Here is a 1,253-nt window from a genome sequence, read left to right on the forward strand (position 1 = left end):
TGATACAGGAGTAGGCCCAGAAGTCGACCAGGATCACTTTGCCCTTGAGCCCGGCGATCGTCGCCGGTTTGCCGCCCGGGGTGTTGAACCACTTCTGCGTCCCGGTGAACTCCGGCGCGGCGCCGCACGTCGCGAGTTCGGCGGCGCCCGGCGTACATTTCGCCAGCTCCTGCCCGCCTTTGCCGAGGGCCGGGGCGAGGACGCCCTGGACGGTCTTGTTCTCGGCGACCTTCTTCTCCAGGCCACTCGTGTACGACGGGAGCGAGCGCTGGATGACGTCGGTGATGTTGAAGGCGAGCGCGATCGCGAGCAGGATCATCACGATCCCGCCGCCGATCCGGAACGCGCGCTGGTGATCGCGGTAGGCCTTGACCCGCTGGGAGATCCGGGAGCCGGCCGAGGCGAAGATCAGCAGCGGCAGGGCGGCGCCGATCGCGAAGGAGACCGTGAGGACGACGGTCCGCCAGCCGACGTTGCCGGTCGCGCCGGCCACCGTGATCGCGGCCAGGACCGGGCCGGCGCAGGGCACGTACAGGGTGCCGAGGCCGAGACCGAGGACGAACGCGCCGTTGTCGTTCCGGTTGATCTTGGGCAGCCGGTAGAAGGGTTTCTCGATCCAGTGACCGAGGGCGGGGAAGATCAGGCCGAGGCCGACGAGGGTCAGGACGGTCAGCCCGCCCCAGCGCAGGAAGCTGTCCGGCAGGCCGAGCGCGGACAGGATCACCGAGCCCGCCAGCGTGAAGATGCTGAAGCTGACGACGATCCCGGCGATGATCTTCAGTGGCCGGAAATCCCTGCGGGGCTTGGCGATCTCGACTTCCTCGACGAGGACGTCGCCGTCCGCGCGGGGCTGCTGTGGTGTGGGCTTACCGGCGGTGCCGGCGAAGAAGATGATCGGCAGCATGGGGAGCACACAGGGCGATACCCCGGTGATCAGACCGCCGACCAATCCGATGAAGGCGAGGGTGAGCATCAGGATCTCCCGGGCTGGTACTTGGGCAGGGCAACGGTTCTTCGGTCCTGGCACCCGGAACGGATGGGTCGGAAGAAAGCTGGGATCGGGACCCATCCGGGGTGGCCGCGGCGGCGAAGGAGAGGTGTAGTCGCCAGCCCCACCCATCGAAAGAGAGATCGTCATGTCCAAGAAGTTCGTTCGCGCCGGCCTCGCCGCGTCTGCCGTGGTCCTCGTCCTCGCGACGGCGGCCTGTGGCGGTGGCGACAGCAACTCCAGCGACACCCCCGCGTCCCAGCCG

Annotated in this window: 1 protein-coding gene; it reads right to left on the bottom strand. The window is 68.2% G+C overall.

The window, feature by feature from the left end:
• Positions 1 to 973, bottom strand: a 973-nt coding sequence (locus tag HPO96_RS37415) for a cytochrome c biogenesis protein/redoxin (RefSeq protein ID WP_171679234.1), incomplete at its 3' end; no start/stop codon positions are given.
• Positions 974 to 1,253 lie beyond the last annotated feature (280 nt).

Source organism: Kribbella sandramycini (genome assembly GCF_013131805.1).
Taxonomy (GTDB): Bacteria; Actinomycetota; Actinomycetes; order Propionibacteriales; family Kribbellaceae; genus Kribbella; species Kribbella sandramycini.